Genomic DNA, 250 nt, shown 5'->3' with positions numbered 1-250 from the left:
TGGCCTGATCCAAAACAAACGATTGATGAGCTTCGCCAAAGAATGATTACTTTCTTAGCGACATTGCCGGGAAATAACAGTGAGTTCTCGCAACCCATTGAACTACGCTTTAACGAGTTAATTTCAGGGGTGCGAAGTGATGTGGGTGTCAAATTATTTGGTGATGACATGGAGATTCTAAATCGCGAAGCGAATAAAATTTCTCAAAAAATTAACTCAATTTCAGGCGCGACAGCCGTTAATGTAGAAC

At 40.8% G+C, this 250-nt stretch carries 1 protein-coding gene; it reads left to right on the top strand.

Features of this window, described 5'->3' with window-relative positions; translation table 11 throughout:
* Positions 1–250: efflux RND transporter permease subunit (locus SE27_RS14700; protein ID WP_455550023.1), on the top strand; the 250-nt coding region annotated here is incomplete at both ends.

This window comes from Acinetobacter harbinensis, assembly GCF_000816495.1.
In the GTDB taxonomy this organism is placed as follows: Bacteria; Pseudomonadota; Gammaproteobacteria; order Pseudomonadales; family Moraxellaceae; genus Acinetobacter; species Acinetobacter harbinensis.
This window is presented reverse-complemented; position numbering and strand designations above follow the sequence as displayed.